This is a genomic window from Dactylosporangium sp. CS-047395 (genome assembly GCF_050942185.1).
Taxonomy (GTDB): Bacteria; Actinomycetota; Actinomycetes; order Mycobacteriales; family Micromonosporaceae; genus Dactylosporangium.
Map to the genome: position 1 here is coordinate 11147981 of NZ_CP192015.1, position 26739 is coordinate 11174719.

Sequence of the window (26739 nt, forward strand, 5' to 3'; positions counted from 1 at the left end):
ATTTGTCGGCCAAGAGGGATAGTGTCCAGATTTATCCCTCTTGGGCCGACGATCGGAACGAGGAGTCCCACCGCCATGGACGCCGGATTCGTGCTCCGCACGCTCGCCCGCCGCAAGGTCCTCCACCCCGGCGCGCCGGGCCGGGTGGTCCGCCAGCTCAACGCGCTGCGCCGGTGGGGCTTCGGCCTGTACGGCGAGATGCGCTCCGCCGCCGCCCGCGACCCGGGCAAGCAGGCGATCGTCGACGAGCACCGCGCGGTCACCTACGGCGAACTCGACCTGCGGGTCCGCCGCCTCGCCAACGGCCTGCGGGTCGAGCTCGGCGTGCGGCCGGGCGACCGGGTCGGGCTGCTGTGCGAGAACTCGGTCACGATGATCGAGTCGATGATGGCGATCGTCGCCCTCGGCGCGCAGGCCGTGCTGGTCAACACCGGGCTGGGCAACGCGCAGGTCGAGGCGGTCGCCCACGACCAGGGCCTGCAGTTGCTGCTGCACGACGAGACGTTCCTGGGCATGCTCGCCGCGGTGCCGGCCGGCCTGCCCCGCCAGTCGACCGAGCGGCTCGAGGAGCTGATCGGCCGGGCGCCGTCGGACGAGCTCGCCCCGCCGGAACAGCCCGGCTCGATCGTGGTGCTCACCAGTGGTACGACCGGCGCGCCCAAGGGAGCCCGCCGGCGCAACCCGGCCGGCCTCGGCCCGCTGGCCACCGTCGTCTCCCGCATCCCGCTCAACGCCGGCGAGCGGATGTTCGTGGCCGCGCCGCTGTTCCACACCTGGGGGCTGGCCGCGCTGCAGCTCTGCCTGGCGCTGCGCGGGACGATCGTGCTGAACCGCCGCTTCGCCCCCGCGACCGCCCTGGCCTCAGTGCGCGCGCAGGGATGCACGTCGCTGTTCGCGGTACCGGTGATGCTGCAACGGATCCTCGAAGCGCCCGATGCCGGCCCGGCGCCGTCGCTCAAGGTCGTGGCGGTGAGCGGCTCGGCGCTGACCGGCCCGCTGGCCACCCGGTTCATGGATGCGTTCGGCGACGTGCTCTACAACCTGTACGGCTCGACCGAGGCGTCCTGGGCCTCCATCGCCGTCCCGGCCGAGCTGCGCGCCGCCCCGGGCACCGCCGGCCGCCCGCCGCACGGCACCCGGGTGGCCATCCTGTCCTCCGCCGGCGCACCTCAGCCCACCGGCGCCGTCGGGCGGATCTTCGTCGGCAACGACATGCTGTTCGAGGGCTACACCAACGGCACCGGCCGCGAGTACCACGGCGACCTGATCGCCACCGGCGACCTGGGCCACCTCGACCCCGACGGGCTGCTGTTCGTCGACGGCCGCGAGGACGACATGGTCATCTCCGGCGGCGAGAACGTCTACCCGGCCTCGGTCGAGGACGTCATCGCCGAGCTGCCGCAGGTCCGGGAGGTGGCGGTGGCCGGCGTGCCGGACCCGGAGTTCGGGCAGCGGCTGGCCGCCTGGATCGCGCTGCACCCGGGTGAGGCGGTCGACGCCGACGCGGTCCGCGAGTACGTGCGGCACCGGCTGGCCCGCTTCTCGGTGCCGCGGGACGTGTACTTCGTGCCCGCACTGCCCCGCAACGCCACCGGCAAGATCGTTCGCCGTCAGCTTTTTCCCAGCTAGGGCCGTTATTGTTGATCGTCCAATGGACAACGTCTGGTTCGAACTGGCCCTGGTTCTTCTCCTGACTCTGCTCAACGCCGCGTTCGCGGGAAGCGAGATGGCCCTCATCTCGCTGCGCGAGGGTCAGCTGCGCAAGCTCGAGCGCCGCGACGGCGCCGGCCGCGCGCTGGCCCGCCTGGCCCGCGACCCGAACCGCTTCCTGTCCACCATTCAGATCGGCATCACGCTCGCCGGCTTCCTCGCCTCGGCCACGGCCGCGGTGTCGCTGGCCGAGCCGGTCGAGCCGCTGCTGGGCTTCCTCGGCGGGGCGGCCGGGCCCGTCGCCATCGTGCTGGTCACCCTGGCCCTCACCTTCGTCACCCTCGTGATCGGCGAGCTCGCCCCGAAGCGCATCGCCATGCAGCGCGCCGAGGGCTGGGCGATGACCGTGGCCCGGCCGCTGCAACTGCTCTCCACGCTGCTCCGCCCGGTCATCTGGGTGCTCGGCTCGGCCAGCGACCTCGTGGTCCGCGCGGCCGGGGCCGACCCGCGCCGCCGGCAGGACGAGATCGGCCCGGAGGAGCTGCGCGACCTGGTCGCGTCCCAGCCCACCTTCACCCGCCAGCAGCGCGAGATCATCTCCGGCGCGGTCGAGATCGCGGCGCGGAGTCTGCGGGCTGTACTGGTACCAAGGCCGATGGTCTTCGCTCTTCAGGCTTCGACCCCCGCGGCGCAGGCGGCCGCCGAACTGGCCGCGTCCGGCCACGCCCGCGCGCCGGTCATCGAGAACGGCGACCTGGACAGCGCCACCGGCATCGTGCACTGGGCCGACCTGATCCGCGCGGAGGACGGCGCCACGGTCCGCGACGTCATGCGCCCGGCGCTGCTGCTGCCCGAGTCGCTGCCGGTGGCCGACGCCCTGCAGCGCTTCAAGGCCGAGCGGCAGGAGCTCGCGCTGGTCGTCGACGAGCGCGGGGCGATCGACGGCATCGTGACGCTGACCGACGCCGTGTCCGAGGTGGTCGGCGCGCTGCCCGGGCCCGACTCCGGCTCGCCGGTGCGCCGCAACGCCGACGGCAGCGTGCTGCTGCCGGGCACCTTCCCGATCCACGACCTCGAGGACGTCCGCATCCCGCTGGAGATCGCCCCCGACGCGCCGTTCACCACGGTGGCCGGCCTGGTGCTGGCCCGGCTGGGCAAGCTGCCGACCGGCCCGGGCGAGACGGTGACCGTCCAGGACTGGCGGTTCACCGTCTCGCAGGTGCGGGGCCGGGCCATCACCGCGGTGACGGCCCAGCGCGTCGCGGTTCAGGAAACGGTCGGGTAGAGCGTCAGCTCCGGCACGGTGACCAGGGTGACCAGCTGGTCCTCGGTGAGCGGCCGGTAGTCCCCGCCGTCGACGGTCATGACGATCTCGGTGCCGTCGGGCCGGAACGCCTCGACGTTCCGGCCGTCGGTGACCTGCACCGTGACGCCGTTCACGACCTGCCGGTGGCACCCGGTCCCGCACGGGTGCCGCAGTTCCCACCCGGCCTGGTCGGTGCTGCTCGCGGCGGCCCGGATGGTGATCGTGAAGCGGTGGCCGTCCCGGTCGTAGTCCCGGCCCGAGGAGTACCCCACCGCGACGGCGGGGTCGCGCACGAACCGCAGCGCCAGGCCGCCCACGTGGCCGGTGACCATCTCCTCGATCTGGAAGCCGTAGGTGGCGGTCAGCCGGCCGGTCGCACGCTGGCAGTCCTCGGTCACCGGCTGCCGGGGCGCGGGCAGGCCGGCCGCCGGCAACTGCGCGCACGGCTCCTTGATCGAGCCCGGCATCCCGGACGGGAGGGCCGGCATCGACGTCGACTCCGAGGCCGGCGCCGTCACCGTCGGGCCGGGCGTGCGGTCACCCGAGGCGGCGACCACGGGCGGGGCCAGGCTCTCGCCGAAGTACCGCGGGAGCATGGTCGCCCCGAACGCGAGCACGGTCACGACGGCGGCGAATCCGGCCAGCCGAATGCTCGTGCCGCGGCGGCGTTCGCTCGCGATCAGCCGGTCGACGTCGATGCCCGTGGGCGGCGGGCTGTCGGTGGCCTCCTGCATCGCCTGCTTCAGATCCATGACGCTTCTCCCTCGCTGAGGTCGGCCCGCAGCGACTCCAGCGCCCGGGCCGTCTGGCTCTTCACGGTCCCCTCGCTGCACCCCAGGGCCTCGGCGGTCTCCTCGACGGAGAGGTCGCAGAAGTACCGCAGGACCAGCACGGCCCGGCGGCGCGGGGGCAGCGTGCCCAGGAGGGAGAGCACGGCGAGGCGGCGGTCGGCGTCGGGGCCGGGCGCCGCGGACTCGGGGAGCCGCTCGGTCGACGCCTCCCGCCGCCAGGGCCTTCGCCGCTCGTCGAGCCAGGCGCGCATGAGCATGCGGCGGACGTACGCGTCGAGGTTGATGCCCCTATGGATGTCAAGCGGTTGAGGGCTGGGTCCGGGTGATGAGTTGGAAGAGCTCGCGGGCGATGTAGCGCTTGAGGCACCGGATGGCTTCCCGGCGGGTTTTTCCTTCGTTGGTGCGTCGTTCAACGTAGGCGCGGGTGCGTTGGTCCCAGCGGAGTCTGGCGATGGTGATGGTGTAGAGGGCTGAGTTTGCGCGGCGGTCGCCGCCTCGGTTGAGGCGGCGGCGTTGGGTCTTGCCCGAGGAGGCTTCGATGGGGCTGACGCCGCAGAGGGCGGCGAAGGCGGCTTCGCTGGTCATGCGTTCGGGGTTGTCGCCGATGGCGAGCAGGAGCGCGCCGGCGGTATCTGGTCCGACGCCGTACTGCTGCAGCAGAGCCGGCGTGTGGGCGCTGATCGCTTCGCTGATGTGGGCGGTCAGCTCCTCGATCTGCGTGGTGAGTTGGGCCACGCGCGTGGCCAGCAGCTGCAGCGTGTAGGCCGCTGCTGAGGCTGGGTCAGTCGGTGTTCCGGTCGGCAGTTCACCGCATCGGCGGATGAGCTTGGCCAGACTGAGTCCGGAAAACGCGTCGCGCAGGGCTGGGTCGGCGCGGACGAGGACGGCCTTGAGCTGGTTGATCGCCTGGGTGCGGGACTTGGTTGCGGAGTCTTTGGCCAGTCGGAACATGCGCAGCATCTCCACTGGCCCGTCGCTGGACTTGGCCAGGGTGGTGGCTCGGCCGGCCAGCACTGCGCGGGCTGCGGCTTCGGCGTCGATGGCGTCGGTCTTGCCGCGCCGGCGCCGTTCGCCGTGGTCGGGCTGGTTGACCTCGATAACCTCGACGCCGTCCTGGTGAAGGTGCCGGGTCAGCGCAACTCCGTATGAACCGGTGCACTCAACACCAGCGCGTCGCACCGGCCCGAACGTTCGCGCCCAGCGCAGGAGTTGCTGGTAGCCGGACGTGGTCATCGGGAAGGTTCTGGTGCCGGCCAGAGCGCCCATCGTGGTCACCACTGCCGCGACGTGCACATCCTTGTGCGTGTCGACGCCGAGAATAACCTCAGCCGCGTGGGGATCGTGACTGACAGCGGTGCGGTCGGGCATGCTGGACATGGTCAGTCGGCTCCTGAGGGCTCGGGAACGGATGGGCCGTCACCGGGCCGGCAGGGCGGTCAGGACTGTGATGGTGCCTTGTTCGCAGCAAGGCCCCTATTGAGACACGTCGGCCGGTCCGGTGGCAGCGCGTCGCCTCGGAGCCTGGGCCGACAGATCAAACTCAGGGCACGAACGTTCCGGCCGGTCGAAGCGCGGGTCAGGCCAAGGCTCCGAGGCGACCCATCAATATCCTCACAGTCGAAGCGCGCGACCCGCCGCCAGTGCCGGTAGAGCTTCACCAGCACCGTCGAGGCGAGGTCGTCGGCGGTGTGCCAGTCGCCGCACAACAGGAACGCGGTGCGGCGCAGGCGCTCGAGGTTGCCGGCGACGTACTCGCGATAGGACTGCTCCGGCGTCATCCGTTTCCTCCCTGATGGGTACGTGCAGGAAACGGAGCCGTCGGCCGCCCGGGTTGCCTAGGGCAGCTGGATTCTTCCGTCGGTCGCGGCCAGGGCGATGTCGGTGCGGAACTGCGCGCCGTCGAACGCGATCCCGCGCACGATCGCGTAGGCGGCCTCCCGGGCCTGGGCCAGATCAGCGCCCAGCGCGGTGGCGGTCAGCACCCGGCCGCCCGCCGTGACCAGCGCGCCGTCCTCGCGGCGGGCGGTGCCGGAGTGCAGGACGCCGGCCACCTCGGCCCCGGTGATCACGTCGCCGCTGTGGGACGACTCCGGGTAGCCCGCGCTCGCCATGACCACGGTGACGGCCGCGCCCGAGCGCCAGGCCAGCGGCGGGTCCTCAGCGAGCCGGCCGACGGCGGCGGCGTGCAGCACCCCGGCGAGCGGGGTCTCCAGCCGGGCCAGCACGGCCTGCGTCTCCGGGTCGCCGAAGCGGCAGTTGAACTCGATGACCTTCGGGCCGTCCTCGGTCAGCGCCAGCCCGACGTACAGCGTGCCGCTGAACGGCGTATCGCGCTTGCGCATCTCGGCCAGGGTCGGCTGGACCACGCTCGCCATGACCTGCTCGACCAGGTCCGGCGGGGCCCACGGCAGCGGCGAGTAGGCGCCCATGCCGCCGGTGTTCGGGCCCTGGTCGCCATCGAAGATGCGCTTGAAATCCTGGGCGGGCTGCAGCGGTACCGCCGCCACGCCGTCGGTCACCACGAAGAGCGACACCTCGGGGCCGGCCAGGTACTCCTCCACCACGACCCGCCCGCAGGCCGCTCCGTGCGCGAGCGCCGCGTCCCGGTCCCCGGTGACGACGACGCCCTTGCCGGCGGCCAGCCCGTCGTCCTTGACCACGTAGGGCGGGCCGAACTCGTCCAGCGCCGCCGCCAGCTCCTCCGGCGTCGTGCACACGAACGCCCGCGCGGTCGGCACCCCCGCCGCGTGCATCACGTCCTTGGCGAACGCCTTCGAGCCCTCCAGCTGCGCCGCCGCCTGGGACGGGCCGAAGCAGGGAATGCCCTTCGCGCGTACCGCATCGGCGACCCCGGCCACCAGCGGTGCCTCGGGGCCGACCACGACCAGGTCGGCACCGGTCTCGACGGCGAGCGCGGCCACGGCCGCCGGGTCGAGCGGGTCGACGGCGGCCAGTTCGCCCAGCGCGGCCATGCCCGGGTTGCCGGGAGCGCAGACGAGCGAGGTGACGGCCGGGTCGGCGGCGAGGGCGGCGGCGAGCGCGTGCTCGCGGCCGCCCGTCCCGATCAGGAGTACGCGCACCCGAACAGACTAGATGAGCGCGTGCCGCACCACGTTTTCGTCCCGGCCCGGTCCCACTCCGACGATGGACACCCGCGTGCCGGCGAGCTCCTCGATGCGCTCGATGTAGGCCCGGGCGTTGGCCGGGAGCTCATCGAACGTGCGCGCCTTGGAGATGTCCTCCCACCAGCCGGGCAGCTCCTCGTACACCGGGGTGGCGTGGTGGAACTCGGTCTGCGTCATCGGCATGTCGTCGGTGCGCTTGCCGTCGACCTCGTACGCCACGCAGATCGGCACCTTCTCCAGCCCGGAGAGCACGTCGAGCTTGGTGACGACCAGGTCGGTGATGCCGTTGAGCCGGGTCGAGTACTTCGCGACGACCGCGTCGTACCAGCCCGTGCGGCGCTCGCGGCCGGTGGTCGTGCCGTACTCCCGGCCGATCTTGCGCAGGTGGACACCGTTCTCGTCGAACAGCTCGGTCGGGAACGGGCCCGAGCCGACCCGGGTGGTGTAGGCCTTGGTCACCCCGATGACCTGGGTGATGGCGGTCGGCGGGATGCCCGCGCCGACGCAGGCGCCGCCGGCGGTCGGGTTGGACGACGTCACGAACGGATAGGTGCCGTGGTCCATGTCGAGCATGGTGGCCTGGGCGCCCTCCAGCAGGACCGTGCGGCCCTCCTCGAGCCCCTTCCACAGGACCTGGCGCGTGTCGGCGATGTAGGGGCGCATCCGCTCGGCGTAGGTGAGGTATTCCTCGACCACCCCGTCGACGTCGATCTCCTTGCGGTTGTACACCTTGAACAGCACCTGGTTGCGCTCGCGCAGCACGATCTCGAGCTTCTTGCGCAGGATGCCCGGGTCGAGCAGGTCCTGCACGCGGATGCCCATGCGTGCGACCTTGTCGCCGTAGGCCGGCCCGATGCCGCGGCCGGTGGTGCCGATCCGGGACGAGCCGAGGTAGCGCTCCACCACCCGGTCCAGCGCCCGGTGGTGCGGCATGATCAGGTGCGCGTCGCCCGAGATCATGAGCCGCGACACGTCCACGCCGCGCTCGGCCAGCCCGTCGATCTCCGTGAGCAGCACCTTGGGGTCGACCACGACCCCGTTGCCGATCACGATGGCCGCGTTGGGCCACAGGGCGCCGGAAGGCATGAGATGCAGGGCGAACTTCTGCCCGTCGGGGGTCACGACCGTGTGACCCGCGTTATTGCCGCCGGAGTAGCGCACGACGTAGTCGACGCCGCCGCCAATCATGTCGGTAACCTTGCCCTTGCCCTCGTCGCCCCACTGTGCGCCGATGAGCACGATCGCTGGCATGTCTGCTCGCCCTCCAAGGTCGGGCGACCCGCGTTCGCCCAGGGTGCCAGGCTAACAACCTTCGGAAAGGCAGGCTGACAACGGTGGTCGACATCGTGCTGCTCGCGCTGGGCGAAGACTCGCAATGCAACTGCGAGGGCGGCGCGTGCGGCACCCGTACCCCCATTCTCGCCTGCCGCGACGCGCTGCGCACGGCAAGTGCCGAGGTCCGCACGGTGGTCGCGCACGACGACAAGGAGATCGACGCGGCCTTCACGGATCTCCCCGACGCCCGCCTGATCGTGGCCACGGCCGCCGACGGCCAGCTGCGCGCGGTCATGCGCCGCCTGGTCCGCAAGTACGCCCCGGCGCCCAGCAAGCGCCCCGAGTCCCTGGCGGCCGACCGCACCATCCCCGACCTGCCCCCGATCGGCGTGCTGTCGCTCGGCCCCGACCCGACCGACCTCGCCACCCGGCTGGGCCTGCCCCGCAAGCCGGCCGACGTGGCCGCCGCGGTCCTCGGCGGCAAGACCAGGCGCCTGGACCTCCTGCGCAACGACGGCGGCTCGGTCACCCTGGACGGCGCCCTGCTCGGCGGCGTGAACGCGACCGGCTCCGCGGCCACCTACCTGGCCCGGGTCGAGGTGGATGACGCGGTCCTCGCCGACGGCACCGAGCCGGTCCTGATGTCGGTGGTCGCGAACGCCTCCCGCTACGCCACGGTCGACGGCCTGCCCCTGGTCACCGCCCCGGCGATGGACGACGGCGTGCTGGACGTGGCGGTGGCGGTCCCGGTGGCCTCCCGCGGCCTGTTCCGCCGCTCCCGGGTCGAGATCCAGGTCCGCCGCGCCCACGGCCGCGCGGTGGCCATCAATCCCCGCGCCGAGGTCCCCTTCGTCGACGACGGCGTCGAGGGCACCCTCACCCGCAAACGGTCCTGGTGGATGGAGCGCGGGGCCTGGGGCGTGTACGTGCCGTAGGGCCCTTCGCCGTTCAGAAGTGTCGCAGGTCGAACTCGTCGCATACGGTGGTAGGGCACCGCGGGGAGGGAATCCAATCGTGAACGACATGGTCTGGCCGCCGGAAGACAGCGTGGACCGGCGGGCTGAACGCGCGGCCAAGGACGACCACGTCGGCTCACCCTGGTCACAGCCGCCCGGCACCGTCGACCCCCTGGCCTGGCCCCCACCCCCGTCCGGCGACGAGGCGAGCCCGCAGCACGGCCGCCCGGTCCCGCACACCCCGGCGGCCGGCGAACCGGCGGGCACCGGCATCCCGGTCCCCGGCGCGGGCGCCATCCCGGTGACGGGCGGCAACGCTATCCCGGTCGCGGGCGGCATCCCGGTGGGCGGTCCGTTCCAGCCGCCGGCCGCTTCGGCGGCGGCTTCCGGCAGCGCCCCGGTCCCCGGCCCACCGATCCCGGCCCAGACACCACCACCCGGGCCGGTCTCGGGTCCGCCGGCTTCCGGTCCTCCAGCTGCTCCTCCAGCGGCCGGCCCGGCCTCTGGTCCGGGCGTGCCGGGTCCTGTCTCGGGGCCGCCGCCGGTTGCTCGCCCGGGTGGTCCGGCCGTCGGGGTCGGCGCTTTCCCGCCCGTTCCGCGCCTGGGCGGCCCTGCCGCTACCCCGCCCCCTGCCCCGCCCGCTGGACCGCCGGTCCCGGTCTCCGGGCCTGGTGCGCCGGGCCCAGTCTCGGGGCCGCCGGTGTCCGGTCCGCCTGTTTCGGGCGCTCCGAACGCTGCCGCCGGTCCGGTCCCGGGGCCGCCGAGTGCACCGCCGCCGGGAACGTGGCCGATGCCACCTGCCTCCGGCCCGATGCCCGGTCAGCCGCCGATGTCCGGTCCGCCCGGTCCGCCGCCTGTGGGTCCGCCGATGTACGGGCCGCCCGGTCCGCCGCCTGTGGGTCCGCCGATGTCCGGGCCGCCCGGTCCACCGCCGGTCGGTCCTCCCATGCTCGGACCCGACGGACGGCCGATCGCGCCACCGCCTCCGGGCGCGCCCCTCTACGTGCCGCCGGGCCCGCCGTTCGGGCCGCCCACCGGGATGCCGCCCGGTCCCCACCAGGGCCGGCCGTTCGACGCGCCGCCCGGCGCCCCGACCGGTCCGCACCAGGGTCGGCCACCGTACGGCCCGCCCAACGACGTGCCACCGGGACAGCAGCCGATCTACGGGCCGCCTCCTGGGGCGCCCACCGACATGCCGCCGGGACAGCCGCCCATGTACGGGCCGCCGCCCGGGGCGCCGCAGGACGGGCCGCCCGGTCAGCCGCCCATGCCGCCGTACGGGCAGCAGCCGTACGCGGCTCCGCTGGGTTATGCCGATCCGCAGCAGCAGGGGCACAACCCCAACGTGCCGCCGTTGCCGCCCATGCCGCAGAACTGGCATGACGGCAAGACGCCAACGGCCGAGGAGTTCGCGCGGCGGCGGCAGGCCAAGCCGGCCGACCCCATCGCGTCGCAGGGTGTCCGGGGTGCGCTCGCCAAAGGCACCATGGGGCTCATCAACGTCGCCCCGGGGCGGCGCGAGATGGAGTACCGCCAAGAAGTCGAAATGGTCCGTCGCAACTTCGGCGGTCTGCGCCAGGTGACCGTGGTCAACCCGAAGGGCGGCGCCGGGAAGACCGTTGCCGTGCTGCTGCTCGCCATGACGTTCGGGCAGAAGCGCGGGGGCTACGTGCTGGCCTGGGACAACAACGAGACCCAGGGCACCCTCGGCATGCGGGCGCAGCAGGACTTCCACAACCGCACCGTCCGCGATCTGCTGACCGACCTGGGCAACTTCCGGGGGGCGCAGGGGCGGGTCGGGGACCTCTCGCAGTACGTGCGGGCGCAGGGCGAGGGCATGTTCGACGTCCTCGCGTCCGACGAGTCCGCGACCGCCGGCGAGATGCTCACGTCCAGCGCGTTCGGCGAGATCCGGGACATCGTCAGCCGGTTCTACAAGCTGATCGTGGTCGACACCGGCAACAACGTGCGGGCCGAGAACTGGCAGGCGGCCATCGACGCCACCGACCAGCTCGTGGTCACGATGTCGGCGCGTAACGACTCGGCCGAGACCGCCTCGCGCATGCTCGACCATCTTGAGCAGCACGGGCGGCAGCGGCTGGTGCGCCAGGCGGTCACCGTCGTGTCGATGCCGCCCAGCCGCCGGCACGTCGACGTGCCGGCGATCACCAAGCACTTCGCCGCCCGTACCAGAACGGTGCTGATCGTGCCCTATGAGCGCTTCATCGACTCGGGCGAGCCGATCCGCTACCCCGGGCTGAGCGCCGCGAGTCGCGAGGCCTGGCTCAAGGTAGCGGCGTCGGTGTCAGAGGGGCTTTAGGGCCTGTTTCGGAACTGGCCCTAAGCGAGCGAAGGGTCGCTGTCCCGCAGGAACGTGGCGCACCGTTCGGCCTCGTCGGTCTCGCCGATGGCCCCCGCCGCCTGGCCGAGCGCCCGCAGCGCCCGCAGGAAGCCCTGGTTCGGCTCGTGCGCCCACGGCACCGGCCCGGCCCCGCGCCACCCGTTGCGGCGGAGCTGGTCCAGCCCGCGGTGGTAGCCGGTGCGCGCGTAGGCGTACGCGGTGACCGGCTCGCCGGCGGCCAGGGCCAGCTCGGCCAGGCTCGCCCAGGCGGCGCTGTAGGTCGGGAACTGCGCCGCGACCGCCTTGACGGCCTCCTCGGAATCGGCCTTGGCCAGCAGCTCGGCGGCGTCCGGCTCGGCCGGGAGCAGGGTGGGCGCGGGTTCGGGAAGCAGGTTCTGCATCCAGCAATTACACCAGAGCACGCCTGGCTGAACGGCTGAGCCCGCACCGAGCGCTCGGGGGTGCCAGGTGGCGGCGCGGCGTACTACAAATGAAAGTCCGGAGCCTCCCCAGGACCCGGTTCGCGGTGGCTCGATCCTCAAGATCGGGCCATCGCTCTTTGCGGGGCTTTGGCAGGATATGAACCGTGCCAACCCCGCCACCGCCGGACGTCGTCGCGCTGCACGACCACTCGCCGGACGAGATCGAATCGCCTGAGGAGCTGCAGTTCCACCTGCGCCAGGGCACCATCGCCGGCAAGATCGTCCAGGGCCTGGACCTCGCCGCCGTCGACCTGTCCGCCGTGGACGTGGCCGACTCGCTGTTCATCGGCTGCCACTTCGCCGCCCTCGACCACGTCGTCGACCTGCTGCTGCGCCGGGCGGTGGTGGTGCCGGAGTTCACCGGCATCCCGTACCCGACGCACCCTTCCCAGCTCTACGTGCCCGAGGACCTGGCGGCCGGCTTCGCCTCCGACGGCTTCGACGGCATGTTCGACACCCTGGTCTACAAGCACTTCCGGGCCACCGGCGGCGCGACGCCGGAGATCCGCGAGGCCGTGTCCCAGCGCATGCACGACTCGGGCATCGACAACGCGCTGGCCAACGTGACCGCGGGCTGGATCGCCGCCCGGGGCCCGGCCGCCGCGATCGGCATCATGGGCGGGCACGCGGCGCTGCGCGGTGCGGCCGAGTACCGCAACGCCGCCGAACTCGCGTGGCGCCTCGCCCGCGCCGACCGCCTGGTGGTGACGGGCGGCGGCCCCGGTGTCATGGAGGCGGCCAACCTCGGCGCGTTCCTGGCCGAGCACCCGCTGGAGACCGTGCGTGAGGCCATCGACGCGCTGGCGAGCGCGCCCGACTTCCACGACCACCAGCCGTTCACCGCGATCGCCCTGGAGGTCCGCGAGCGCTACGGCCGTCCGGTCCCGCCCACGCCCGACTCGGCCGAGCCCGCCGATCAGGCCTCGGTCGACCCCGTCACCTGGGCCCGGCGCGGCGGCCTGGCCATCCCGACCTGGCTCTACGGCCACGAGCCGGCCAACCTGTTCGCCGCGAAGATCGCGAAGTACTTCTCCAACGCGATCCGTGAGGACACCATCCTGCGGCTGGCCCGTGGCGGCATCGTGTTCGCCCCGGGCATGGCCGGCACCGTGCAGGAGGTGTTCCAGGCCGCGACCAAGACGTTCTACGCGACCGACGGCGTGAGCGGCCCGTTCGTCTTCCTCGACGTCAAGCACTGGACCGAACGGCTGCCGATCCGCGGCCTGCTGGAGCCGCTGCTGGCGTCCTCCCCGGTCGGCGACCTGCGCGGGCTGCTGCACATCACCGACGACGTGGCCGAGGCGGCGGAGCTGCTGACCACCTGAAATACCACTACTGTCAGTAATGCTGCTGTTACGTTGGGTCAGCAACAGGTTTCAGAGAGGACCCGACCCCATGCCGCAGCAACGATCCTGGCGAAAACGAGCCCTGACCGCGGGCGCCGCCGCCGCGCTGATCGTCGGTGGCCTGCCGCAGGTGGCGTACGGCGCCACGCTGACCGGCACCATCGCGATCACGACACCCGTGGGCGGCAAGCTCGCCGCCGACACCGCCAAGCAGGTGCTGGTGCTCACGGTCACCGGCCAGACGCTGTCCGAGGCGCTGGTCACCGGCGTGAACCTCGGCACCGACCCGAACTGTCAGAACATTCCGACGTACATCGTCACCAGCGCGACCACGCTCGCGGTCAAGACGCCCACCGGCGGCTGCCCGGCGACCACGGTGGCGGCCGGCGACAACATCGACATTCTCTTCGCCGGGAGCAACACGCTGAGCAAGACCGGCGGCCTGAACTTCATCACGCCGCCGACCCTCGCCGCGCTCTCCGACAAGCCGGTCATCAACGACAACAGCTCGCTGCTCGGCTCCACCGCCCAGGTGCAGCGGCTGCTCACCGCGGGCGGGCAGACCGTGCGGGTGAAGGCCGGCGCCAACTACGCGTTCGACCCGCGCTCGGCGCAGGGCCTGGCCGTGACGTTCGGCGGCAAGGCGGCGACCGAGATCAAGGTGTACGACACCACGGGCACGCTCATCCCGGCCACGACCTCGAGCACGCCGGCGAACGGCAACTACATGACGTTCAAGACGCCGGTCGGGCTGTCGACGACCGACGCGAGCATGACCATCTCCCAGGGCGGGGTCAGCAAGACGTTCTCGACCTCCGACACCGGGATCAGCCTCGTCGCCCTGCCCACGGTCACCTCGCTGACCGTCTCCTCGGGCCGGACGAAGGCCGCGACCAGCACCGTGCTCACCACGAGCACGCTGCCCGACAAGACCGTGGCCGACTACAACGGCGGCTCGGCGACCTGGGGCGTCTTCTTCTGCAAGAAGCAGGCCACGGTCACCGCGATCAACCCGACGGGCACCGCCGTCACCGTCACCACGCCCGACGTCAGCGACGACGCCGACGGCCTCGGCACCGGCGTCTTCGCCGGCACCTGCCCGGTCACCATCGCGGACCTGTCCGGCGCCCAGCCGGTCATGGGCCCGATCACCGCGGGCGGCTACTTCAACTTCCTGAACGAATAAGCACCATCGAGCAGCAACGCGAACGGCCCGGCTGGGAGCTCCAGCCGGGCCGTTCGTCGTGGAAGAACTACTTGGAGATCGTGGTCCCCGTCGAGCGCAGGTGCTCGCAGGCCTCGACGACGCGCGCGGCCAGGCCCGCCTCGCCGGCCTTGCCCCAGGCGCGCGGGTCGTACGCCTTCTTGTTGCCGACCTCGCCGTCGACCTTCAGCACACCGTCGTAGTTGCTGAACATGTGCGCGGCGACCGGGCGGGTGAACGCGTACTGCGTGTCGGTGTCGATGTTCATCTTGACCACGCCGTAGTCCAGGGCCTCGCGGATCTCCGAGAGCAGCGAGCCCGAACCGCCGTGGAAGACCAGCGACAGCGGCTTGTCCTTGCCGTACTTGGCGCCGACCGCGTCCTGGATCGTCTTGAGGATCTCCGGGCGCAGCTTGACGTTGCCCGGCTTGTAGACGCCGTGCACGTTGCCGAAGGTCAGGGCGGCCATGTAGCGGCCCTTCTCACCGAGGCCGAGCTTCTCGACCATGGCCAGGCCGTCCTCGACCGTGGTGTACAGCTTCTCGTCGATCGCCCCGACGACGCCGTCCTCCTCGCCGCCCACGACGCCGACCTCGATCTCGAGGACGACCTTGGCCGCCGCGGTCTTGGCCAGCAGCTCCTCGGCGATGTCGAGGTTCTCGCCCAGCGGCACGGCCGAGCCGTCCCACATGTGCGACTGGAACAGCGGCTCCTCGCCCTTGGCGACGCGCTCGGCCGAGATGTCCAGCAGCGGGCGGACGAACTTGTCCAGCTTGTCCTTCGGGCAGTGGTCGGTGTGCAGGGCGATGTTCACCGAGTACTTCTTGGCGACCTCGTGCGCGAACGCGGCCAGCGCGACCGAGCCGGTGATCATGTCCTTCACGGTCGGGCCGGACACGTACTCCGCGCCGCCGGTCGAGACCTGGATGATGCCGTCGCTCTCGGCCTCGGCGAAGCCGCGGATCGCCGCGTTGAGCGTCTGCGACGACGAGACGTTGATCGCCGGGTAGGCGAACGCGCCGTTCTTGGCGCGGTCGAGCATCTCGGCGTAGACATCGGACGAGGCGATGGGCATGACGGCGCTCCTTGATTTCTTGGGATCATGCGGTTTGGAGCCGGACGGAACGCGGCTCCAACGCGGACCGCGCTGTCCTGCCACGGAGTATCTCGCAGTCCTGAGCCTGCCTCGCCGCCGGGTGACCTGCGCCGGTAATTCACCGGGCGAGGGGGCACGGCGGGCCGGGGCGTCGTACGGTGGAGAACGGCCAAGGACGGAAGCGAGCTACCGACAGGGAGCCCCGGCGATGACCCAGCCAGACGAGGAACTGCTGACCCTCGAGGACCGTCTCGACCCGGACGTGCGCGACCCGGAGGCCTCGCCCGAGGACGCGGCCGAGCAGGCCCAGCCGGCCAACCCGCTGGACCGGCCCTACACGCCCCACGCGCGGCCGTGGGAGGCCAACGAGTACGACGCGATCGAGCAGGACCGCGAGGTCGACCTGAACGACGAGTACTAGGACAGGGTCTAGGACCCCGCGACCTGGTACTGCGGGTGCGCGGTCAGCCACGCGCCGACCCGCCCGTCGCGCATGGCCTCGTACAGGCCGTCCCCGCCGGCCGGGAACTTGATCCCCGTCACCTTGGACGCGTCGACCCCCTCCATCCGGGCCGCCAGCGTCGGCAGCGAGGTGAGCCCGAGGTGCAGCTCGAGCGACTCCGAGGCCGAGGTGAGCAGGGCCGGTAGACGCTGCGGATCGCCGGCGGCCTTCGCGACCGCGGCCAGGTACTGGTGCAGCAGACGATCGTCGCCCGAACCCATCGACTGCCGCAGCCGGGCGACCGCCTCCCCCGCCTCGTAGCGCCGGCACTCGGGCACGCACAGGTCCACCCCGCCCATGGCCCGCGTGACCGACTCCAGCCCGGCGATGTCCACCACCGCCCCGCCGTCGAACGTCAGGCCGGTCATCGCCGCCACCGCCTCGGCCGTGAGCCGGTACCCGCCGAGGAAGTACGCCCCGTCGGCCCGCTGCGGACCCACGCCGGGCAGGCCGAGCGTGAGGTCGCGAGGGAGCGTCACCTCGTACACCGTGCGCGCCCCGGGGTTCACGTGCACCAGCACGATCGCGTTGGCGTTGACCCGGGCCGGCTCGCCGGTGCCCCGGTCGATGCCGATGATCAGCAGGTTGAGCGGCTGGCCGGGCGCGGCGGCCTCCGGCGGCCCCTGGCGCGGTGTGGCGAGGAGCGGCACCAGCAACAGGGCGAGCGCGCAGCACAGGAACGTCGCGCCGGAGACGACCCAGCGGCGCAGCGCGCGCACCCGGCGGGCCCCGGCGGCGATCGACTCGCCGAACTCGGGCCGGGCGACCGGGACCAGTTCCTCGTGCCGGGCGAAGGTCTCCCGCAGCAGGTCGTCCATCACAGCACCGTGCTCGGGGTCAGGCCGGCGCGCAGCGTGGCCAGGGCCCGGGAGATCCACGAGCGGACCGTGCCGACCGGGCAGCGCATCACCTCGGCGATCTCGCCGTCGGTGAGCCCCTCGTAGTACCGCAGCACCACGGCCGCACGCTGCTGGCGCGGCAGCGAGCCGAGCAGCTCCCACATCTGGTCGCGCTCGGCGTGCTGCACGGCGTGGTCGGGCGTGAGCACGCCGGTGTCCAGCTCGACGCCCTTCAGCGCGACCCGCCGCAGCCACGAGCCGCGGTGCAGGTCGACGTAGGCGTTGGTGATCATGCGCTTGACATAGCGCTCGGGCAGGTCGGCGGCGGCGATCCGGCGCCACTTGAGCTGGGCCCGGATCATCGTGTCCTGGACGAGGTCCTGCGCCGTGTGCGGGTCGCCGGTGAGCATGACGGCATAGCGCAGCAGCGCCTGCAGCCTCGCGTCGACGAACTCCTCGAACGTCAAACCGACCCCTCTGCCCGTACGGTCCCCGACCCTATGACGGATCGAGGACCGGCGAACATTGCGGCCTTACGGAATCAGCGGCGGGTACGACGGATCGAGCAGGCCGCGGTCACGCAGCGCGACGTACAGCGGCGTCGACTCCGGGTAGTGCCCCCACAGGTGGTCGCCGTCGCCCGCGCCGACCCCGCCGAGCAGCTGCTGCTGGACGGGGTTCAGCTTGTTCCACCAGGGCTTGTTCGGCAGGTCGGCGATCTCGTCGCGGATGGCGATCCAGCGGTACGTGTAGCCGAGGAACACGCAGCGCCGGGTGAGCTCGGAGTAGTTGTCCGAGCGGGCGTGCCAGATCCGGCGGTCGAAGAAGACCACGTCGCCCGCGTCGACCTTGACCTGCTTGGCGCCCGGCGGCATCGGCCACGGCACGTCGCGCTTCGGCGGGCCGGGCAGCCAGTTGGTCTTGTGGCTGCCCGGGAGCAGGGTCAGGTTGCCCCGGCCCTCCTCGGAGACGTCCGAGAGCCAGTACGCGAGCTTCACCGACAACCGCGGCCGCGGGTCGGTCTCCAGCTCGCGGTTCTGCCGGCCGCCGTCCTGGTGCCAGTGCCACCAGTCCGGCTTCGGGGCCGGGATGGTCGGGTGCACGTCGAGGTGCGAGTGGTAGATGTGCACGTTCCAGCCGAGGATCGACCAGACCAGCGGGAACGTCGCCGGGTGGTCGATCAGGCCGGCCAGCTCCGGGCAGCTCGTGACGGCGCTGAGCAGGTGCAGCGAGCCGTCCGCCGCGCGCGGGTGCGTGGCGTGCGCGACGTCGAGCACCGACGCGTAGTGGCGTACCTCGTCCGGGCTCAGCACGCCCTTGAGCACGAGGTAACCGTCCGTGTCGAACTGCTCCCGCTGCTCGGCCGTCATCGGCACCCAGCCGGTGCCGGCCGCCGGGCCGGCCGTCGTCGTGGCAGACATGCCCCGTTCTCCAGTTCCGGCGCCGTCCACCGGCGCCTCCACTTCGGAAGACGGTCCCAGCGACCCCTGCTGGAGGTCGGCCGATCGGTCAGGGTCTTTTGGCCGGTTCGGGTGCAACGGAATCGACCGTTATGACGTCGGTGTGCCGTTTTCGACTACGCTGCGTGACTAGGACAGGGCGGCGGCGAGGTAACCGACCACGCGGTCGCGCGGCCCGCCCTCATCGCCGGAGGTCGCTCGGTGCAGTACACGAACGGCCTGACCTCGCGCGTTGCCCCACGCCAGCAGGCCGCGCAGGGCATAGCGCCCGCACGCGTCCCGCTCACCGATCCCGGCCGCGTCCAGCCGCTCGATCGCCCCGACGGTCCGCGCGTCGGCCGCCTCGGCCCGCTCCTGGGTCAGATAGTGCGAAAGGTCGGTGCTGCACAGCACCAGCGTCTCCGGGCCCGCGACGGCCTCGATCAACGCCGCCACGGCATCGGTCTCGGCCACCCCGACGCACACCGGCAACACCTTGGAAAAGCCCAGAAGCTGCAGAAACGGCACTTGTACCTCATGTGCGTGCTCCGGACCGTGCGGGCCGTCGTCGGCGGCGGCCAGGCCCTGTGCCACCAGTCGCGCGGCCAGCTCCGTGTCGATCGTCACATCGCCGAGCGGGGTCGCCCACGCCGGCTGCGTCGGCACCGCGGCGCCCCGCAGCGGGACCCGGTGCGCCGGCCCAACGATGACCACGCTTTGCGCGCTCCGACCGCGCAGCCGGCCGTACACCTGGGCGGCGGTTGGACCGGACCAGCGATAGCCGGCGTGCGGGACGATGAACGCGCTTTCCGGCGCCGTCTCCTCGGGCACCGCCGCGAGCAGGCGCCGGATCGTCGACCGCAGCTCGTCCGGGTCGGCCGGGTAGAAGCTCCCGGCCACCGCGGGCGGCCTCACCCGATCCTCACGGGCAGCCGCCGCCGTCCCCAGCCGCCGGCCGGGCCCGCGTAGACGCCGGGTACGGCATACCCGCACGCCTGGCAGTGCCCGTCGTCGGTGAGGGAGTACGCGACGAGGTCGTACCAGTCCCGCACGACCGCGTCCGCCCCGCAGCCCGGGCAGCGGGTGGTCTGGCCGTCGGGATCGTGGACGTTGCCGGTGTACACGAACCGCAGCCCGGTCTCGAGCGCGATCCGGCGGGCCCGGCGCAGGGTCGCGGGCGGGGTGGCGGGCACGTCGCGCATCTTGAAGTCGGGGTGGAACGCGGAGAAGTGCAGCGGCACGTCCGGCCCCAGGTGCTCCAGCAGCCAGTCGCACTGCTGGTGCAGCTCGGCGTCGCCGTCGTTCTGGCCCGGGATGAGCAGCGTGGTCACCTCGAACCAGACGTCGGTCGTGCGCAGGTACTCCAGCGTCTCCAGCACCGAGTCGAGCCGGGCGAACGTGATCTTCTCGTAGAACCGCTCGCTGAACGCCTTGAGGTCGATGTTCGCCGCGTCGATGTGCCGGTAGAACTCCTCGCGCGGGGCCGGGTTCATGTAGCCGGCCGACACCGCGACCGCCTTGATCCCGCGCTCGCGGCACGCGTCGGCGACGTCCATGGCGTACTCCATGAAGATCACCGGGTCGTTGTAGGTGAACGCGATCGACCGGCACCCCAGACGCTCGGCCTCGGCCGCGAGCTGCTCCGGTCCGGCGGCCGCGCCCAGCGTGTCGATCTCGCGGCTCTTGGAGATGTCCCAGTTCTGGCAGAACCGGCAGCCGAGGTTGCACCCGGCCGTTCCGAACGAGAGCACCGGCGTGCCGGGCAGGAAGTGGTTCAGCGGCTTCTTCTCGATCGGGTCGACGCAGAAGCCCGAGGATCTGCCGTACGTCGTGAGCACGATCTCGTCGCCCTCGCGCTGCCGCACGAAGCAGAAGCCGCGCTGGCCCTCGTGCAACCGGCAGTTTCGGGGGCAGACGTCGCACTGCACCCGGCCGTCGTCGAGCCGGTGCCAGTGTGCGGTCGTGACCACCGCCATATACCGAGCTTAGCTTTGCAAGGACCCTCACGTACCCTGGTGACCCGTGGAAGAGAAGACGCGCCCCTTCGGCGACCTGCTCGCTTTCAACCCCCTCGACGCGGAGGGGCTGCTGAGCACGTTCGGCGTGATCGGCGTCTGGATCATCATGTTCGTCGAGACCGGGCTGCTCGTCGGCTTCTTCTTCCCCGGCGACTCGCTGCTGTTCCTGGCCGGTGTCGCCGCCTCGCCGGTCGCCAGCGAGCTGGTCGGCACCCACCTGAGCCTGACCTCGCTGCTGATCGGCGCGCCGCTGTGCGCCATCGCCGGCGCCCAGCTCGGCCACTTCCTCGGCGCCCGCTACGGCCGCCAGATGTTCAACCGGCCCAACTCGCGGATCTTCAAGAAGGAGTACGTCGAGAAGGCCGAGCACTACTTCGCCAAGTTCGGCCCGGCCCGCGCGGTCGTCCTGGCCCGCTTCATCCCGATCGTGCGCACCTTCCTCAACCCGGTCGCGGGCGTCGTGGGCATGCCGGCCCGCCAGTTCTTCATCTGGAACGTGGTCGGCGGCATCCTGTGGACCGACGGCATCATCCTGATCGGCTGGGCCCTGGCCAAGCAGATCTTCGACCTGACCGGCGGCGAGATCGACAAGTACCTGCTGCCGGCCGTCGCCCTGATCGTCCTGATCTCCGCGCTGCCGATCTTCATCGAGATCTACCGCGGCTGGCGCGAGAAGCGCCGCAAGGCCGCCGAGGCGCCCTCCTCCGAGGCCCCCACCGCCCCGATGTCGGCGATCGACCCGGCGAACGCCCCCACCCAGGCCTTCCCGATCGTCCCGCCGACCGACCGCCGGGTCCGCGACTAAGCCCGGATCAGCGCCTGCAGGAAGATGTTGCCGATCTGCTGCGGGTCCTGGACCACGAAGGCCCGCCCCCCGGTCGTCGCCGCGATCGCCTCGAGCTCGTCCTTGCGCACGTCGGGGCCGATGCCGAGCAGCACCACGCGGACCGGGCGGGTGGGATCGGTGGCCCGCTCCAGCTCCAGCTGCAGCGTCTCCAGGCTCATGCCGGACTTGGTGTTGGAGCCGTCGGTGAAGACCACGACGGTGTTGGAGCGGCCCTCGCGGTAGCCCTCCTGCAGGGAGCGGTAGGCCGCGAGGACCGTGTCGTACAGCCCGCACACGTCGGTCGGGGCCGCCTTGGCCGCCTTCACCGCGCCGGTCAGCCGGGCCCGCTGCCCCTCGGTGAGCGCCGACACCGGCACCACCTGCTGGTAGTCCTGGCCGCCGGCGAGCCCGGACGCGTACGCCCACAGCCCGAGCTCGCTGTCGTCGGTGAACAGCCCCAGCCCGTCGGTCGCGGTCTTGCGCAGCACCTCCAGCCGCGACGGGCCGCCCCTGGCGATCGGCTTGGTCATCGACGAGGTCACGTCGACCAGCGTGAGCACCCGCGACGGGGCCGTGGTCGCGTTCCAGTAGCCGAGCACGTCGGTGATCCGCTGGGCCGGGAAGACCTGCTCGCCGGCGGCCCGGAAGCCGAGGCCGGTGAACGTCTCGGCGGTCAGGGCGGACCGGAACAGCTCGGCCGCGGCCAGCTCCGGCCCGGGCTTCCCGCTGACCACCGCGAACGGATAGTCCAGCGAAACCTGGGGCTCCAGCGGCAGTACGGTCAGATCCCCGGCCGCCCGCTGCTCGCTCGTCAGCACCACCTGCCCGGCTGCGGCGTTCTTGAGCAGCGCGGCGGTGTCCGGCGCGACGGTGATCGACCGGTACGCGCGCACCATGTCGACCAGGCGGTTCGGGTCGGTGACCAGCCCGTCGTAGAGCAGCCCGGCCCCGGCCAGCGCGGCCGTGCTGCGCCGCGGGTCGACCGCGCCGATCGGAGCCTTGGCCAGCAGCGCCGCCACCTGCCCGGTGCCCACCGAGCGGAAGCCCAATGCGGACGCCACCGGCGCCGCGGCGGCGAACACCACCGGGCTGCTGGCGATCGAGTCGGCGCGGTCCTCGAAGGCCTCCTGGTCGGCGCCGCGCACCCGGGTCAGCCAGGCCGTCGAGTCCGGGATCCACACCGTCGGCACGTCCGCGTCGGAGGGGGAGGGCGTGGCCGCGGCGCCGGTGCGGGCGATCAGCGAGCCGGCCACGTCTGCCGGTTCGGCCGATCGGACCTGAACCTGGACGCAGGTGCCGCGCACCTCGGGATCGGTGCCGGCGAACCGGGTCGCCGCTGAGGTGACGGCCGGCTCGATCTCCGGGGCGGCCGCGACCACGACGCGCACGCACGAGCCGGAGGTGCCGAGCACGGCGCGTACCAACACGAAGGCACCGGCGGCGAGGACCAAGCCGACGCCGATCGCGATCGCCACCCGCAGCGGCCGTCGCCGGACATCCACCGTTCACACCCCCTTGACCTGCGGTTCAGCAGGAGAGGAGGAGTGTAGATCAGGCCGTGGCCAGTGGATCATCCAGCCAGTCGGTCGGCAGCGAGGGAAGCGCAACGCCCAGTGCCAGCGCGCGGTAGGTCAGGCGCGCGGCCTCCTCAAGGTACATCGCGCGCTTGTGGGCCAGCTCGACCGAGTCGGCCGCGACGGAGCAGCCGTGCCGGGAGAGGATCACGCAGTTGGTCCCGTCCGCGCACGCGGCGGCGGCCAGGATCCCGACCTCGGGACGGCCCGGCGGCACGAACGGCGTCGTCGCCACCCGGCGCAGGTAGAACGCGTGGTCCGTGGTGACCAGGCGGATCGGCGCGCCCATGGCGTCGAGCAGCAGGACGGTCTGCGGGTGCAGGTGCACCACCGCGTTCACGTCCGGCCGCGCACGGTAGGTCGCCAGATGGAGGGCAACCTCCGAAGACGGCGCGACCCCGACAGAGTTGTCAAGGGTCGCGCCGTCGATGATTCGGATCCGAACGAATGAACCACGGTCGAGCCGGTCGAGCCAAGACCCGGCCGCGGTTACCCAGCATTCGTCGGCGCCTGGCGCCCGGGCGGAAAGATTGCCACCCGAGCCCACGACGAGTCCGGCCTGCACGACCGCACGCCCGGCGTGGGCGAGTTGGTCGCGGAGGTCTCCGGTCGGGTAGAGCCCGGAGGCGCTACCCGACGCTGCTAGCGAGGCGCCTTCTTGGTCGCGCGCTTGCGCGGCGGCGTCAGAAGGTCGGCGATGGTGCCGATGGCGGAGGGCACGAGGCGGTAGAACGCCCACACACCCCGCTTCTCGCGCTCCAGCAGACCGGCCTCGGTCAGGATTCGCAGGTGGTGGCTCACCGTCGGCTGCGAGAGCCCGAGCGGGGCCGTCAGGTCACAAACACAGGCCTCGCCATCCGGGGCCGACTGGATCAGGCTCAGCAGCCGGAGTCGGGCCGGGTCGGCAAGCGCCTTCAGGACGCCGGCGAGACGCTCGGCATCGGCACGGTCAATCGGCTCGCCGGCAAGCGGCGAGATCTGGGGCAGGGTCATCTCAGCCAGCGCAGTTCCCACGTATTCCATCCTTCCACCAACACCATCGACCCGCCTGCATATGCGCAGGTCCGAATCGACAATTTTTCAGCCCTGTCGGCCGAGGTCGGCCAACGAAAATGCTGAGCGATAGCTCAGCCCAGCGGCGCGAACCGCCTTTTCCGCGCCTCTATCGACGATAACGGCGCAACCGACCACATCGGCGCCCGCCTCTCGCAACGCGTCGACCGCAGTGAGCACACTTCCACCTGTAGTGGAGGTGTCCTCGAGAGCGAGGACGCGCCGGCCGGCGACGTCGGGCCCCTCAACCCGGCGCTGCAGGCCATGTGCCTTGTCACTCTTGCGGACGACGAACGCGTCGAGCGGTCGTCCCCCACGGGCAGCCGCCGCATGCAGCATCGCGGTGGCCACCGGGTCCGCGCCGAGGGTCAGCCCTCCCACGGCGTCGAACTCCCAGTCGTCGACGAGATCGAGGAGGACTCGGCCGACCAACGGTGCACCAGCATGGTGCAGCGTCAAACGACGGAGGTCCACGTACCAGTCGGCAACTTGTCCTGACGACAGCGTGACTCGTCCGTTGACCACGGCGAGGTCACGTACGAGTTTCAGCAGGTCGTCACGGTCGGTCATGTCCGAAGCGTACGCGCTAAACCTGCGCGGTGAATCGATGACCCGCACTCTCGCCGAAATTAATGGCCGTCAAGGGGACAAGGGTGAATACGAAGGTGATCGCAGCGATCACCGCGAGTGACACGAGAGACACCCGTGACGGCGGATGACGATCCACCGATGAGCGGTCGAGGAACCCGAATCTTGCTCTCATTAGATCGTTGCAATGCTCGATGCACGCTTCTGACCAGCACGAACACCCGAACGTACGGTACCCACCCGACCGGACGCCGCTGGGAGCGCTGCCAATCGGCCCATCAGCCGTTCGTACGTGACCACAATCATGTTCGATACACAGCAAAATCAATGCTTGTCATCAGGCACATATCGACGCCGAGCGGTGCCGAGATGGGCGTTAGCGCTCTTCGTGCCCGATGCGTCCCCTCGCGTCCCGGGCGATGCGGTGCAACAGCCGGCGCGGCGCGTGGCGCATCCCGAACACGCCCAGCCGGTTCTTCCAGCCCGGCACGCTGACCATCCGGCCCCGCCGCAGGTCCTTGAGCGCCGCCCGCACTACGGCGCCGGCGTCCATCCAGAGCCAGTCCGGCATCTTCGACGTGTCGATCCCGGCCGCGTCATGAAACTCGGTCCGGGTGTACCCCGGGCAGAGCGCCAGCACCCGCACGCCCGTCCCGTGCACCAGCTGGGCCTGCGACTCGCTGAAGTTGGTGACCCAGGCCTTGCTCGCCGGGTAGGTCGAGCCCGGCATCAGCGCCGCGAAGCCCGACGCCGACGAGACGTTGACGATGTCGCCCCGGCCCCGCTCGACCATGCCGGGCAGGGCGGCCAGCGTCAGGCGCATGACGGCGTGCACGTTGAGCCGCAGCAGCTCCTCCTCCAGCTCGGGCGTGGAGCGCAGGAAGGAGCGGTTGAGCGACCGCCCGGCGTTGTTCACGAGCAGGTCGATCGGGCGGTCCGCGGCGGACAGCCGGGCCGCGACGGCGCCGCAGCCCGCATCGGTGGCCAGGTCGGCAGCGAGCGGCTCGACCGGCACCGGAAGCTCGGCGGCGAGGGCGTGCAGGCGATCCTCGCGGCGGCCGACGAGCACGAGCCCGTATCCCTCGGCGGCGAGCTCGCGGGCGAACGCGGCGCCGAGGCCCGCGGTGGCGCCGGTGACGAGCGCGGTTGGTGGCATCGCGGCAGGCTAACGAATCGGGGGACCGGGTCGCCCCGGTCCCCCGATGAACACGATCAGACGTTCGGGGGCGGGTACCCACCCTGGCCCGAACCCGGCAGCGGCGGGTCCTGGGGCGGGTAGCCGGGGCTGGCGCCGGGCACCGGGGGCTCCCACTGCTGCTGCTCCTTGCGGAAGTACGGGTGCGAAGAGGGCAGGGCCAGCAGGATGATCGGCAGCGCGATCGCGATCACCAGCAGGATGCCCAGGATCGTGGTGACAGGCTCGTACCAGCCGGGCACGTCGGCGTACACGATCTCCTTGTAGCGGTCCCAGGTCGGCAGCGACGAGTTGGTGTCGCGGGCCGCCTCCCAGAGCGCCGACTGGAACAGCGCCGCGCCGAGGGCGAACACGCCACAGCACAGCGCGAGTCCGCCGACGACCCAGGTCAGCACCCGGGCGACCTGGTTGCCCCGGCCGACGAGGTAGCCGAGCAGCACCAGGACCACGATGATGATGAACCCGAAGATGACGGTGATCGTCGAGCCGATCCCGACCCCGGTGGTCGAGCTCATCTGGACGCCGGCCTCTTCGTAGACCCGCTTGGTGCCCTCGGCGATCTTGTTGGCGTAGAGGAGCTGGAGAACGACGCTGATCACTTCCAGCCCGGCCGCCACGAACAGCAGCGTCGAAGCGAGGCTGACGGTCGAGGGCCGGGCCCGGGCCGCAGGTGGTGTTGCGAACGACATCGAACGGATCTCCTCCCAGGGAAATGTCTGGGAATCACCGTATCGATGCCGCGCTAATCCCGCAGCCGCTCTTCCGCGTAGCGGGCGACCGTCGTGCTGCCCATGATGCAGCCCTGGAACGTCTTCACCTCGCCGCTCTGCCCGCGCAGCCGCTCCCAGGCCGAGCGGCCGGCCGCCGCGTCGACGTGGGTGAGCAGCTCGGCGGCGTAGACCTTGCCGGCCGGGGTGGCCTTGTCGAGCAGGGCCTCCAGCCGGGGCCGCAGGTCGTGGCCGTCCCGGCGCAGGGCCTCCTCGACGGCGAAGTACGCCTTGGTGGCCGGCAGGAGGGCGCCGGCGATGCCGACGCCACCGAATGCGAGCGTGTCGGCGGCGGCCAGGAGTTTCAGTTCCTCGTCGTACGCCTGCTTCTTCCACAGCATCTGCGGCACCCTCCCCGAGCTCGGA

The 26739-nt window shown here is 71.7% G+C and carries 28 protein-coding genes and 1 pseudogene; 9 read left to right on the forward strand and 20 right to left on the reverse strand.

Annotated features, from left to right (window positions below):
* Nucleotides 1-75: 75 nt before the first annotated feature.
* Both ACQP00_RS52085 and ACQP00_RS52090 read left to right on the forward strand, forming a co-directional pair.
* Nucleotides 76-1629: an AMP-binding protein gene (locus ACQP00_RS52085; RefSeq protein WP_433212225.1), complete on the forward strand. Its 1554-nt coding sequence runs from the start codon at nt 76-78 to the stop codon at nt 1627-1629.
* A gap of 22 nt (nt 1630-1651) precedes the next feature.
* Nucleotides 1652-2935, forward strand: a complete 1284-nt coding sequence (locus ACQP00_RS52090; protein ID WP_433212228.1) for a hemolysin family protein — start codon at nt 1652-1654, stop codon at nt 2933-2935.
* Here ACQP00_RS52090 and ACQP00_RS52095 read toward each other — a convergent pair.
* The 6 genes from ACQP00_RS52095 to ACQP00_RS52120 all read right to left on the reverse strand — a co-directional run bounded on the left by ACQP00_RS52095 (nt 2917) and on the right by ACQP00_RS52120 (nt 8123).
* Entirely contained in the window at nt 2917-3708 is a 792-nt protein-coding gene (locus ACQP00_RS52095) for a hypothetical protein (protein WP_433212231.1), read from the reverse strand. The two genes, ACQP00_RS52090 and ACQP00_RS52095, sit on opposite strands and share 19 nt — an antisense overlap.
* The gene (locus tag ACQP00_RS52100) at nt 3699-4004 is read right to left on the reverse strand and encodes a sigma-70 family RNA polymerase sigma factor (RefSeq protein WP_433212234.1); all 306 of its coding nucleotides are present in this window, start codon (nt 4002-4004) and stop codon (nt 3699-3701) included. The genes ACQP00_RS52095 and ACQP00_RS52100 overlap by 10 nt, the downstream gene beginning before the upstream one ends.
* 40 nt (nt 4005-4044) lie before the next feature.
* Nucleotides 4045-5115, reverse strand: coding sequence for an IS110 family transposase (locus ACQP00_RS52105; RefSeq protein WP_433200209.1), 1071 nt, complete (start codon nt 5113-5115; stop codon nt 4045-4047).
* Between the two features lie 68 nt (nt 5116-5183).
* Nucleotides 5184-5525 (reverse strand): sigma factor, encoded by a 342-nt coding sequence (locus ACQP00_RS52110; protein ID WP_433212237.1) that lies wholly within the window; start codon nt 5523-5525, stop codon nt 5184-5186.
* A 57-nt stretch (nt 5526-5582) separates the two neighbouring features.
* A complete protein-coding gene (purD, locus tag ACQP00_RS52115) occupies nt 5583-6827 on the reverse strand; it encodes a phosphoribosylamine--glycine ligase (RefSeq protein WP_433212240.1) in 1245 nt (414 codons plus the stop codon).
* Nucleotides 6828-6836: 9 nt separating this feature from the next.
* A complete protein-coding gene (locus ACQP00_RS52120; RefSeq protein WP_433212243.1) occupies nt 6837-8123 on the reverse strand; it encodes an adenylosuccinate synthase in 1287 nt (428 codons plus the stop codon).
* Nucleotides 8124-8206: 83 nt separating this feature from the next.
* Here ACQP00_RS52120 and ACQP00_RS52125 point away from each other — a divergent pair, with 83 nt between their 5' ends.
* Together ACQP00_RS52125 and ACQP00_RS52130 are read left to right on the forward strand one after the other, a co-directional pair.
* Nucleotides 8207-9082 carry a diacylglycerol kinase family protein gene (locus ACQP00_RS52125; RefSeq protein ID WP_433212246.1) on the forward strand — a complete coding sequence of 292 codons (876 nt, stop codon included), beginning with the start codon at nt 8207-8209 and terminating at the stop codon, nt 9080-9082.
* A 655-nt stretch (nt 9083-9737) separates the two neighbouring features.
* Nucleotides 9738-11423 (forward strand): annotated as a pseudogene (locus ACQP00_RS52130) (chromosome partitioning protein); the annotation flags it as partial.
* 20 nt (nt 11424-11443) lie between these two features.
* Here ACQP00_RS52130 and ACQP00_RS52135 read toward each other — a convergent pair.
* Nucleotides 11444-11845 (reverse strand): DUF3151 domain-containing protein, encoded by a 402-nt coding sequence (locus tag ACQP00_RS52135; protein WP_433212249.1) that lies wholly within the window; start codon nt 11843-11845, stop codon nt 11444-11446.
* Nucleotides 11846-12030: 185 nt separating this feature from the next.
* On the opposite strand from ACQP00_RS52135, the gene ACQP00_RS52140 reads away from it, so the two are divergent.
* Nucleotides 12031-13251 carry a hypothetical protein gene (locus ACQP00_RS52140; protein ID WP_433212252.1) on the forward strand — a complete coding sequence of 407 codons (1221 nt, stop codon included), beginning with the start codon at nt 12031-12033 and terminating at the stop codon, nt 13249-13251.
* Between the two features lie 70 nt (nt 13252-13321).
* Complete coding sequence (locus ACQP00_RS52145) at nt 13322-14458, forward strand: hypothetical protein (protein WP_433212255.1); 1137 nt, start codon at nt 13322-13324, stop codon at nt 14456-14458.
* 67 nt (nt 14459-14525) lie between these two features.
* Here the strand turns inward: ACQP00_RS52145 and fbaA are convergent, their stop codons facing one another.
* A complete protein-coding gene (gene fbaA, locus ACQP00_RS52150) occupies nt 14526-15551 on the reverse strand; it encodes a class II fructose-bisphosphate aldolase (protein WP_433212257.1) in 1026 nt (341 codons plus the stop codon).
* A gap of 229 nt (nt 15552-15780) precedes the next feature.
* On the opposite strand from fbaA, the gene ACQP00_RS52155 reads away from it, so the two are divergent.
* On the forward strand, nt 15781-15993 hold the full coding sequence (locus ACQP00_RS52155) for a hypothetical protein (RefSeq protein ID WP_433053944.1): 213 nt from the start codon (nt 15781-15783) through the stop codon (nt 15991-15993).
* 8 nt (nt 15994-16001) lie between these two features.
* Here ACQP00_RS52155 and ACQP00_RS52160 read toward each other — a convergent pair whose 3' ends face one another.
* The 5 genes from ACQP00_RS52160 to amrS form a co-directional block, all read right to left on the reverse strand.
* Nucleotides 16002-16892 (reverse strand): LCP family protein, encoded by an 891-nt coding sequence (locus ACQP00_RS52160; RefSeq protein ID WP_433212260.1) that lies wholly within the window; start codon nt 16890-16892, stop codon nt 16002-16004.
* On the reverse strand, nt 16892-17380 hold the full coding sequence (locus tag ACQP00_RS52165) for a SigE family RNA polymerase sigma factor (RefSeq protein ID WP_433212263.1): 489 nt from the start codon (nt 17378-17380) through the stop codon (nt 16892-16894). Before ACQP00_RS52165 ends, ACQP00_RS52160 begins: the two co-directional genes overlap by 1 nt.
* Before the next feature lie 66 nt (nt 17381-17446).
* On the reverse strand, nt 17447-18334 hold the full coding sequence (locus tag ACQP00_RS52170; RefSeq protein WP_433212266.1) for a phytanoyl-CoA dioxygenase family protein: 888 nt from the start codon (nt 18332-18334) through the stop codon (nt 17447-17449).
* A 168-nt stretch (nt 18335-18502) separates the two neighbouring features.
* Nucleotides 18503-19267, reverse strand: coding sequence for an AmmeMemoRadiSam system protein B (gene amrB / locus ACQP00_RS52175; protein ID WP_433212269.1), 765 nt, complete (start codon nt 19265-19267; stop codon nt 18503-18505).
* Nucleotides 19264-20328 (reverse strand): AmmeMemoRadiSam system radical SAM enzyme, encoded by a 1065-nt coding sequence (amrS, locus tag ACQP00_RS52180; protein WP_433212272.1) that lies wholly within the window; start codon nt 20326-20328, stop codon nt 19264-19266. The genes amrB and amrS overlap by 4 nt, the downstream gene beginning before the upstream one ends.
* 46 nt (nt 20329-20374) lie before the next feature.
* Here amrS and ACQP00_RS52185 point away from each other — a divergent pair, with 46 nt between their 5' ends.
* Nucleotides 20375-21175 (forward strand): DedA family protein, encoded by an 801-nt coding sequence (locus tag ACQP00_RS52185; protein WP_433212275.1) that lies wholly within the window; start codon nt 20375-20377, stop codon nt 21173-21175.
* Here the strand turns inward: ACQP00_RS52185 and ACQP00_RS52190 are convergent.
* The 4 genes from ACQP00_RS52190 to pyrE form a co-directional block, all read right to left on the reverse strand.
* Nucleotides 21172-22698, reverse strand: a complete 1527-nt coding sequence (locus tag ACQP00_RS52190; protein WP_433212277.1) for a VWA domain-containing protein — start codon at nt 22696-22698, stop codon at nt 21172-21174. The two genes, ACQP00_RS52185 and ACQP00_RS52190, sit on opposite strands and share 4 nt — an antisense overlap.
* Nucleotides 22699-22747: 49 nt before the next feature.
* Nucleotides 22748-23335 (reverse strand): class II aldolase/adducin family protein, encoded by a 588-nt coding sequence (locus tag ACQP00_RS52195; protein WP_433212280.1) that lies wholly within the window; start codon nt 23333-23335, stop codon nt 22748-22750.
* A gap of 77 nt (nt 23336-23412) precedes the next feature.
* Nucleotides 23413-23793 (reverse strand): ArsR/SmtB family transcription factor, encoded by a 381-nt coding sequence (locus tag ACQP00_RS52200; protein WP_033359976.1) that lies wholly within the window; start codon nt 23791-23793, stop codon nt 23413-23415.
* A gap of 57 nt (nt 23794-23850) precedes the next feature.
* A complete protein-coding gene (pyrE, locus tag ACQP00_RS52205; protein WP_433212283.1) occupies nt 23851-24393 on the reverse strand; it encodes an orotate phosphoribosyltransferase in 543 nt (180 codons plus the stop codon).
* On the opposite strand from pyrE, the gene ACQP00_RS52210 reads away from it, so the two are divergent.
* Nucleotides 24392-24514, forward strand: a complete 123-nt coding sequence (locus ACQP00_RS52210) for a hypothetical protein (protein ID WP_433053977.1) — start codon at nt 24392-24394, stop codon at nt 24512-24514. The genes pyrE and ACQP00_RS52210 overlap by 2 nt on opposite strands.
* 273 nt (nt 24515-24787) lie before the next feature.
* On the opposite strand, the gene ACQP00_RS52215 is transcribed toward ACQP00_RS52210, so the two are convergent.
* The 3 genes from ACQP00_RS52215 to ACQP00_RS52225 are packed head-to-tail and all read right to left on the reverse strand — an operon-like array spanning nt 24788 to nt 26714.
* Nucleotides 24788-25567 (reverse strand): SDR family NAD(P)-dependent oxidoreductase, encoded by a 780-nt coding sequence (locus ACQP00_RS52215; protein WP_433212286.1) that lies wholly within the window; start codon nt 25565-25567, stop codon nt 24788-24790.
* Nucleotides 25568-25623: 56 nt separating this feature from the next.
* Nucleotides 25624-26295, reverse strand: a complete 672-nt coding sequence (locus tag ACQP00_RS52220) for a hypothetical protein (protein WP_433212289.1) — start codon at nt 26293-26295, stop codon at nt 25624-25626.
* 53 nt (nt 26296-26348) lie between these two features.
* Nucleotides 26349-26714, reverse strand: a complete 366-nt coding sequence (locus ACQP00_RS52225; RefSeq protein WP_433212292.1) for a hypothetical protein — start codon at nt 26712-26714, stop codon at nt 26349-26351.
* Nucleotides 26715-26739: the final 25 nt, after the last annotated feature.

Excerpts from the sequence above, each read along its gene's own strand:
- ACQP00_RS52085 (WP_433212225.1), top strand. The coding sequence starts at position 76 with ATGGACGCCGGATTCGTGCTCCGCACGCTCGCCCGCCGCAAGGTCCTC.
- ACQP00_RS52090 (WP_433212228.1), top strand. The coding sequence starts at position 1,652 with ATGGACAACGTCTGGTTCGAACTGGCCCTGGTTCTTCTCCTGACTCTG.
- ACQP00_RS52095 (WP_433212231.1), bottom strand. The coding sequence starts at position 3,708 with ATGGATCTGAAGCAGGCGATGCAGGAGGCCACCGACAGCCCGCCGCCC.
- ACQP00_RS52100 (WP_433212234.1), bottom strand. The coding sequence starts at position 4,004 with ATGCTCATGCGCGCCTGGCTCGACGAGCGGCGAAGGCCCTGGCGGCGG.
- ACQP00_RS52105 (WP_433200209.1), bottom strand. The coding sequence starts at position 5,115 with ATGCCCGACCGCACCGCTGTCAGTCACGATCCCCACGCGGCTGAGGTT.
- ACQP00_RS52110 (WP_433212237.1), bottom strand. The coding sequence starts at position 5,525 with ATGACGCCGGAGCAGTCCTATCGCGAGTACGTCGCCGGCAACCTCGAG.
- ACQP00_RS52120 (WP_433212243.1), bottom strand. The coding sequence starts at position 8,123 with ATGCCAGCGATCGTGCTCATCGGCGCACAGTGGGGCGACGAGGGCAAG.
- ACQP00_RS52135 (WP_433212249.1), bottom strand. The coding sequence starts at position 11,845 with ATGCAGAACCTGCTTCCCGAACCCGCGCCCACCCTGCTCCCGGCCGAG.
- ACQP00_RS52145 (WP_433212255.1), top strand. The coding sequence starts at position 13,322 with ATGCCGCAGCAACGATCCTGGCGAAAACGAGCCCTGACCGCGGGCGCC.
- fbaA (WP_433212257.1), bottom strand. The coding sequence starts at position 15,551 with ATGCCCATCGCCTCGTCCGATGTCTACGCCGAGATGCTCGACCGCGCC.
- ACQP00_RS52155 (WP_433053944.1), top strand. The coding sequence starts at position 15,781 with ATGACCCAGCCAGACGAGGAACTGCTGACCCTCGAGGACCGTCTCGAC.
- ACQP00_RS52160 (WP_433212260.1), bottom strand. The coding sequence starts at position 16,892 with ATGGACGACCTGCTGCGGGAGACCTTCGCCCGGCACGAGGAACTGGTC.
- ACQP00_RS52170 (WP_433212266.1), bottom strand. The coding sequence starts at position 18,334 with ATGTCTGCCACGACGACGGCCGGCCCGGCGGCCGGCACCGGCTGGGTG.
- amrS (WP_433212272.1), bottom strand. The coding sequence starts at position 20,328 with ATGGCGGTGGTCACGACCGCACACTGGCACCGGCTCGACGACGGCCGG.
- ACQP00_RS52200 (WP_033359976.1), bottom strand. The coding sequence starts at position 23,793 with ATGGAATACGTGGGAACTGCGCTGGCTGAGATGACCCTGCCCCAGATC.
- ACQP00_RS52210 (WP_433053977.1), top strand. The coding sequence starts at position 24,392 with ATGTCCGAAGCGTACGCGCTAAACCTGCGCGGTGAATCGATGACCCGC.
- pyrE (WP_433212283.1), bottom strand. The coding sequence starts at position 24,393 with ATGACCGACCGTGACGACCTGCTGAAACTCGTACGTGACCTCGCCGTG.
- ACQP00_RS52215 (WP_433212286.1), bottom strand. The coding sequence starts at position 25,567 with ATGCCACCAACCGCGCTCGTCACCGGCGCCACCGCGGGCCTCGGCGCC.
- ACQP00_RS52220 (WP_433212289.1), bottom strand. The coding sequence starts at position 26,295 with ATGTCGTTCGCAACACCACCTGCGGCCCGGGCCCGGCCCTCGACCGTC.
- ACQP00_RS52225 (WP_433212292.1), bottom strand. The coding sequence starts at position 26,714 with ATGCTGTGGAAGAAGCAGGCGTACGACGAGGAACTGAAACTCCTGGCC.